Origin of the sequence: Jatrophihabitans sp., from assembly GCF_046262535.1 — a bacterium.
Taxonomy (GTDB): Bacteria; Actinomycetota; Actinomycetes; order Mycobacteriales; family Jatrophihabitantaceae; genus Jatrophihabitans.
In genome coordinates, this window is record NZ_JBHEMO010000029.1 from 1 (window position 1) to 6,663 (window position 6,663).

Consider the following 6,663-nt stretch of genomic DNA (forward strand, 5'->3'; position numbering starts at 1 on the left):
GGTCGATCGGGTAACCCGATAAGCCCATCGTGCCGGCGCTCGAGACGGCAACCGGAAGGCCAGGCGCAAGCCGCGCGCGCATGAGTCGTTCGGCCAACGGCGAGCGGCAGACATTCCCGGTGCATACGAAGAGCACCGCAAACGCCACACATCGAGAGTAGGCCACCGCCGGATGGGGCAACGCCGACCTGATCCGGTCGACATCCCGGGGCCAGCGAGTCCGCGACCGTAGCCTGATACCCGTGCAGCAGCGGACTCAGGCAGCGGTCGCGGTTTCCGCAGCCGTCGTCGTTTTCGCTGTCGCGGGCTACGTCATCGCGCATCGAGACCCCGTGGAACACGCCGGCCAGACTCCGGGTTACGTCCTGACGACGGCCGGCTCAGCGCCCACGGCGGCGGCCAGCACCGCGCCGGTGAGCCACACGCCCGTCATCGCCTTCGTCGGCGACGACTACACGAGCGGCAAGGGCGCGAGCGCCAAGAGCAAGCGGTTCAGCTCGCTCGTGGCCGACGACCTCAACGCGAGCGAGACGAACATCGGGCACGACGGGGCCGGCTATGCGAAGAAGGGCCCCGACGGAAAGAGCTACGCCGACCTGATCGCCGCGGTGGTCGACGCCCGTCCCGACGTCGTCGTGGTCACCGGTGGGCGGAACGACGTCCTTGAGGAGGTCGATCAAGACACCCTCAGCGCCGCCGTGGCGAAGCTGTTCACGACCTTGCACGAGAAGCTTCCGCAAGCGCATCTCATCGCCGTCAGGCCGTTCTGGGGCGACAGCGACCCGCCCCGGCAGCTCACGGCTTTGGCCCAGATGGTGAAGACAGCTGTGACAAAGGCGGGGGGCACCTACATCGGCCTCGCCGATCCGCTGCACGGCCACTCGGATTACATGGCCGACGACGCCGATCCGAACACCGCCGGACATCGGGCCATCGCCCGCGCCCTCGAGCCGAGGCTGCGCCCGCTCGTCACCGAGAGCTGAGCGTCAGGACGGCTTGGCGCTGTGGGCGTCGTACACCGCGCGGAACGCTTCGGCGATCCTCGGATGCTTGGCCAGCACCGGCCGCAGCGCATCGTTCTCGATCCGCAATCCGCTGACACGAGTCGACGTGGTGACGGTGGCCCGGCGTTGGCCGCCACCGAGCAGCGCCATCTCGCCGACGACGTCGCCCTCCCCGAGTGTGGCGATCTGCTCGCGCTGGTGGAACACGAGCGCCGTCCCGTTCATGATCACGTAGCAGGCGTCGGCCGGGATGCCCTCTTGCACCATGGGCCAACCGGACGGCAGCGCGAATGGCCCGCCGGCGTCGACGAGCGCGGAGATGTCGTCTCGTCCGCATTGCGCGAATACCGGGTATCCGCTCAGCTTTGCGACCAGTTCGCGCTTCTCGCCATGCGGCATGTCGCCCTCGCTCTCGGTCAGGGCGCGCCCCTCCGCAGCCCGATGAACGCCGAGCCTAAGGCACCAAAACGGAGGGCGCTCTTCGAAACGAAGTGACCGGGGACGCGATGAGACGCCGGTTACCGTCCGGCCGGGGCGGGCCGGTCCCCGCCGGGCCCGGCTTCGGGCCCCGCCGGGGGCACGTCGACGGCGGCGCCACTAGCCACTGAGGTGACCTCCGCGTCAGCCGCCGCACGCGCTTGCTGGCCCGACACCGCCCGCAGCGGGACCTCTTTCATCATCACGGACAGCACGACCCCGATGACCAGGACGAAGGCACCGACGAGGAAGACGGTGTCCATCGAGTCTGAGAATCCGACCAGGATCGGGTGCCGGACCTGCATCGGCAGGCTGGCCAGGCGGCTCGTGTCGTTGAGGTTGAACGATCCCTTGGGCACCTGGACGCCGTTCTTGGCCAGCTCGTGCGGGATGTTCGTGGCAGCTCGGGTGAACAAGATCGACAAGAACACCGCGGTGCCCAGCGAACCGCCCACCTGCCGGAAGAACGTGACCGCCGACGTGGCTACACCCATGTCGCGCGGGTCCACCGCGTTCTGCATCGCCAGCACGATGCTCTGCATGTTCATGCCGAGGCCGAGGCCGAAGATGGCCATGTAGATGTCGGCCTGCCAGAGGGGGGTGTCCGCTCCGATCCGCGTCATGAGCAGCAGGCCGAACACCATGAATATGGAGCCGACGACCGGGAAAATCTTGTAGCGGCCGGTGCGTGAGGTGAACTGCCCGGAGGCCAGCGACGCCGCCATCATGCCGAAGATCATCGGCAGCAGCAGCAGACCGGCCTTCGTGGGCGACGCGCCCTTGACGATCTGCAGGTACAGCGGGATGGAGGCGATCCCCCCGAACATGCCCATGCCGACGATCAACGCCTGGCCCGACCCTTGGGCGAAAACGTGGTTGCGGAACAGCCGTAGCGGCAACAGAGCTTCGTCGCCCATCCGGGCCTCGACCCGGACGAAGGCGGCCAGACCGGCGACGCCGAGCAGGTAGCAGGCGTACGCACCCGGCGAGCTCCACCCCCACGTCCGGCCCTGCTCGGCGATGATCAGCAGGGGCACGAGACCGACGACCAGCATTCCCGCGCCGGTCCAGTCGATGCGGTGCTGGCGGCGGTTGTGATCGAGATGCAGCACGCGGGTCACAACGAACAGCGCGAAGATGCCGATGGGGACGTTGATGTAGAAGATCCAGCGCCAGCCCGGGGCGCCGAGGATGCTGCTCTGGCCGGCGAAAAAGCCGCCGATCACCGGTCCCAGCACGGAGGAGGTCGCGAATACGGCCATGAAGTAGCCCTGGTACTTGGCTCGCTGACGCGGCGGGATGATGTCGCCGATGATCGCCAGGGCGAGCGGCATGATGCCGCCTGCGCCGATCCCCTGGAAGGCTCGGAAGGCCGCCAACATGTACATGTTCTGCGCAAGCCCGCAGAGCGCGGATCCGACGATGAAGATCGTGATCGCCAGCATGTAGAACGGCTTGCGACCGTAGATGTCGGACAGTTTGCCGAACAGCGGCGTCGAGATCGTCGAGGTGATGAGGAACGCGGTCGTCACCCAAGCCTGCACCGAAAGGCCGTTGAGGTCGTCGCCGATCGTGCGGATCGCCGTCGAGACGATCGTCTGGTCCAGTGCGGCCAGGAACATGCCGAGCATCAGCCCGGACAGGATCGTCATGATCTGCTTGTGGCTCAGGCCGCCGGGCTCCACCGAGACATTCGTCGGCTGGGTGGTCGAGGTGGGCATCAGTTACTGCTCCCTGCTGGGTGTTCGGCGTCCTTGAACCAGCTGCCGTGCGCCGACTCGAAGGCATCGGTGAACCGGCTCAACATGGTGGCGAAGCGCCGAAGATCGGCTTCGCTCCACCCGTCGAGCATCTCGGCGAAACGCTCCATCCGTTTCTGATCATGCTCCGCGAGCAGTGCCTCCGCCTTGGCAGTCAGCGCGAGCAGGCTGGCCCGCCCGTCGTCGGGGTCGGGCCGGCGCTCCAGCAAGCCGTCCTTGACCAGCGTGGAGACCTGCCGGCTGACGGTGGACGGATCGGCCCGCAGCGCGTCGGACAAGCTGGCGGCGCGCGCGGGGCCGTCGGCTCGGATCTGCTTCAGCAGCAGATGGGCCGACCACTCGACGTCGGTCGCGGCCGCGGCCAGCATGCGCGCTCGCGCCCTGGTGAAGGCGCGAACCAGCCCCATAACGCTGTCGGCGACAGCGGCAACCTCGGGCGCGGCAACCGCAGCGGCGCTCGGGGACATGGCGAGATCGGTCATGGGCTTCTTCCGGGTTAGATGCACGGTGCAACTAGTTGCAGCCTACAACTATTCCCGTTCCCGGTTTGCGCCGGCTTGTCCCGTCCGGTTCAGGCGTGCTCGACGGCGGCGGCGTCGCCCAGCCCGAGGATCTCGACGGCCCGCTCGCGCATCTCGACCTTGCGGACCTTGCCGGTCACCGTCATCGGGAACTCGTCGACGACGTGCACGTAGCGCGGGATCTTGTAGTGCGCGAGCTTGCCCGAGCAGAACGCCCGTAGCGCCTCGGCGTCGAGCGAAGCTCCCTCGCGCAGCCGGACCCAGGCCATGAGTTCCTCGCCGTACTTCTCGTCCGGCACACCAATCACCTGCGCGTCGACGATGTCGGGGTGCGTGTACAGGAACTCCTCGACCTCGCGCGGGTAGACGTTCTCGCCGCCGCGGATGACCAGATCCTTGATCCGCCCGACGATGTTGACGTAGCCCTCGCTGTCCATTGTGGCGAGGTCGCCGGTGTGCATCCAGCCGTTGCGCAGGACCTCGGCCGTCTTCTCCGGCTCGTTCCAGTAGCCGAGCATCACCGAGTACGCCCGGGTGCAGAACTCGCCCGGCTGGCCGCACGGCACGGGCAGGTTCGTCTCCGGGTCGACGACCATCACCTCGACGTGCGGGTGCACCCGGCCGACCGTCGAGGTGCGCCGGTCCAGCGAGTCGTCCTTGCGGGTCTGCGTCGAGACGGGGGACGTCTCGGTCATGCCGTAGGCGATCGTCACCTCCTCCATGTTCATCTCGGTGATGACGCGCTTCATCACCTCGACCGGGCAGGGGGAGCCGGCCATGCAGCCCGTCCGCAGTGAGCTCAGGTCGTAGGTGGCGAAGTTGTCCAGGCCCAGTTCGGCGATGAACATCGTCGGCACGCCATAGAGGGACGTGCACTTCTCGTCCTGAACGGCCTGCAGCGTGGCCGCCGGATCGAAACCGGGCGCCGGGATGACGATGCACGCGCCGTGCGAGGTGGCGCCCAGGTTTCCCATGACCATGCCGAAGCAGTGATAGAAGGGCACCGGAACGCAGATGCGGTCGACCTCGGTGTAGCCCATCCCCTCACCGACGAAGTAGCCGTTGTTGAGGATGTTGTGATGGCTGAGCGTCGCGCCCTTGGGAAATCCGGTCGTCCCCGAGGTGTACTGGATGTTGATCGGGTCGTCGAAGGACAGCTGCGCCGAACGCCGGGCCACCTCGTCGGCACCGACCGGCACGGCGTCGGCGAGCAGCGCGTCCCACGTCGCGTCGCCGAGATAGATGACGTCGCGCAGCGTCTCGAGTGACGGACGCACCTGTTCGACCATCGCGCGGTAATCGCTGGTCTTGAACTCCAGCGCCGCGATGAGCGTGCCGATCCCGGCCTGGCGCAGGACGTACTCGAGCTCGTGGGTGCGGTAAGCCGGGTTGATGTTGACGAGGATGGCGCCGATCCGCGCGGTGGCGTACTGCGTCACGAACCATTCGGCGCAGTTGGGTGCCCAGATGCCCACCCGGTCGCCGGCGTCGATGCCGCGGGCGAGCAGCCCGCGGGCTACCTCGTCGACGGCCTCGTCGAGTTGGGCGTAGGTCCAGCGTCGGCCGGTCGGCACGTCGACCAGCGCTTCGCGGTCCCCGAAGTGCGCGACGGTCCGGCGCAGATTCGCGTCGATCGTCTCGCCGAGCAGCGGTCTCGTGGACGTCCCGCTGGCGTAGGACAGAGGCACGGTCATGAATCCACGGTAGGACGGCAAGAGCCCCGCCGACAGCCCCCGCACGTACAAACGACGCCGTCGACGGGCCCGGATCGGGCACGTGGACGGCGTCGCCGTTGTTTGCGTGGATGAGCCTCAGGCTCGAAAGGCTTCGTACTAGCTTTCTACTGCTGCCGTGTTCCCGTCGAGCAGGGAGCGGACCTCGGTCTCGCGGTAGCGGCGGTGGCCGCCCAGCGTGCGGATCGAGGTGAGCTTGCCGGCCTTGGCCCAGCGCGTCACGGTCTTCGGGTCGACGCGGAACAGCGTCGCAACCTCAGACGGGGTAAGCAGAGCCTCGGTTTCGGGACGATGGCGGATCGTCGTCATGTGGTGCCGCCCTTTCTGTGGAATGTCACGGGGAGTCCTGTTCCACGTGAACGACGCAAGTATGCAGAAGGTGAAGTTGCACCGGCTATAGCTGCGCGCTCAACTGTCCACTCTGTGCCATGCACGCCCCGCCTGTCCGGTTTTCCCGGCGGACAAATACGGACGTCTTGGACAGTTCTGGACACTGATCACCGGCGTGCGGCGGAAGTTATGCGCGGAGTACGCTTGACGCACGATATGACAACTTCCCCGGCGGAGCAGCTGACCTTCCAGTCACGGGCTCCTCGTCGGATGAGCGCGTGAGCGAGGGGGTCGAGCCATGGGGCGAGGCCGTGCCAAGGCCAAGCAGCAAAAGGTGGCCCGAGAACTGAAGTACAGCACCCATTTCGCGGACCTCGACGCGCTCCAGCGCGAACTCGGCGTCTCGAAGCCGGACTCGTCCGGCGCCGGCCCGGAGCCGGACGCTGTGGATGACGAGTACGAAGACTGGACCGGTACCGACCGCTGATCCGGACCCCGACCGTCGTTGGCCAGAGTCTTTCGGCCTTGTTCCACCGGCACTCTGCCCGCTTCCCGCTAGGCGTCAGTCCCCAACCGGTCAAGAGCCGTGGTGGTCAATCCGTGCCCACTTAGGTCGGGTCGCGACGGCACGCTAACACCAGGTCGAGGCGATTCCGGCGTAGTTCGCGACCAATTCGGTCGTCGGAGCGGACGGATCGTCGGCGCCCGACGCCTGGAGGCGGCCCATCTCCCACGCCGGCACGCCGCGGGCGGACAACAGCGCCAGGGCGTCCGCCGCTCTCGCGGCGGGCACGACCGCGACCATGCCGACTCCGAGGTTGAAGGTCAGCTCCAGCTC

The 6,663-nt window shown here is 67.3% G+C and carries 8 protein-coding genes and 1 pseudogene; 2 read left to right on the forward strand and 7 right to left on the reverse strand.

Features of this window, described 5'->3' with window-relative positions; all coding sequences use genetic code 11:
• Nucleotides 1-166, reverse strand: a pseudogene (locus ABR571_RS04555) (low molecular weight phosphatase family protein); the annotation flags it as partial.
• Between the two features lie 76 nt (nucleotides 167-242).
• Here ABR571_RS04555 and ABR571_RS04560 point away from each other — a divergent pair.
• Nucleotides 243-983 (forward strand): SGNH/GDSL hydrolase family protein, encoded by a 741-nt coding sequence (locus tag ABR571_RS04560; protein WP_409452004.1) that lies wholly within the window; start codon nucleotides 243-245, stop codon nucleotides 981-983.
• 3 nt (nucleotides 984-986) lie between these two features.
• Here the strand turns inward: ABR571_RS04560 and ABR571_RS04565 are convergent, their stop codons facing one another.
• The 5 genes from ABR571_RS04565 to ABR571_RS04585 form a co-directional block, all read right to left on the reverse strand.
• Nucleotides 987-1,403: a cyclic nucleotide-binding domain-containing protein gene (locus ABR571_RS04565; RefSeq protein WP_409452005.1), complete on the reverse strand. Its 417-nt coding sequence runs from the start codon at nucleotides 1,401-1,403 to the stop codon at nucleotides 987-989.
• Between the two features lie 119 nt (nucleotides 1,404-1,522).
• Nucleotides 1,523-3,202 (reverse strand): MDR family MFS transporter, encoded by a 1,680-nt coding sequence (locus ABR571_RS04570; protein WP_409452006.1) that lies wholly within the window; start codon nucleotides 3,200-3,202, stop codon nucleotides 1,523-1,525.
• On the reverse strand, nucleotides 3,202-3,723 hold the full coding sequence (locus tag ABR571_RS04575; protein ID WP_409452007.1) for a MarR family winged helix-turn-helix transcriptional regulator: 522 nt from the start codon (nucleotides 3,721-3,723) through the stop codon (nucleotides 3,202-3,204). Before ABR571_RS04575 ends, ABR571_RS04570 begins: the two co-directional genes overlap by 1 nt.
• Nucleotides 3,724-3,812: 89 nt before the next feature.
• A complete protein-coding gene (locus tag ABR571_RS04580) occupies nucleotides 3,813-5,456 on the reverse strand; it encodes an AMP-binding protein (protein ID WP_409452008.1) in 1,644 nt (547 codons plus the stop codon).
• A gap of 138 nt (nucleotides 5,457-5,594) precedes the next feature.
• Complete coding sequence (locus ABR571_RS04585) at nucleotides 5,595-5,804, reverse strand: BldC family transcriptional regulator (RefSeq protein WP_409452009.1); 210 nt, start codon at nucleotides 5,802-5,804, stop codon at nucleotides 5,595-5,597.
• Nucleotides 5,805-6,123: 319 nt separating this feature from the next.
• On the opposite strand from ABR571_RS04585, the gene ABR571_RS04590 reads away from it, so the two are divergent.
• On the forward strand, nucleotides 6,124-6,312 hold the full coding sequence (locus ABR571_RS04590) for a DUF3073 domain-containing protein (RefSeq protein WP_409452010.1): 189 nt from the start codon (nucleotides 6,124-6,126) through the stop codon (nucleotides 6,310-6,312).
• Nucleotides 6,313-6,456: 144 nt separating this feature from the next.
• On the opposite strand, the gene ABR571_RS04595 is transcribed toward ABR571_RS04590, so the two are convergent.
• The coding region (locus tag ABR571_RS04595; RefSeq protein WP_409452011.1) for an AIR synthase-related protein at nucleotides 6,457-6,663 on the reverse strand (207 nt) is incomplete at its 5' end.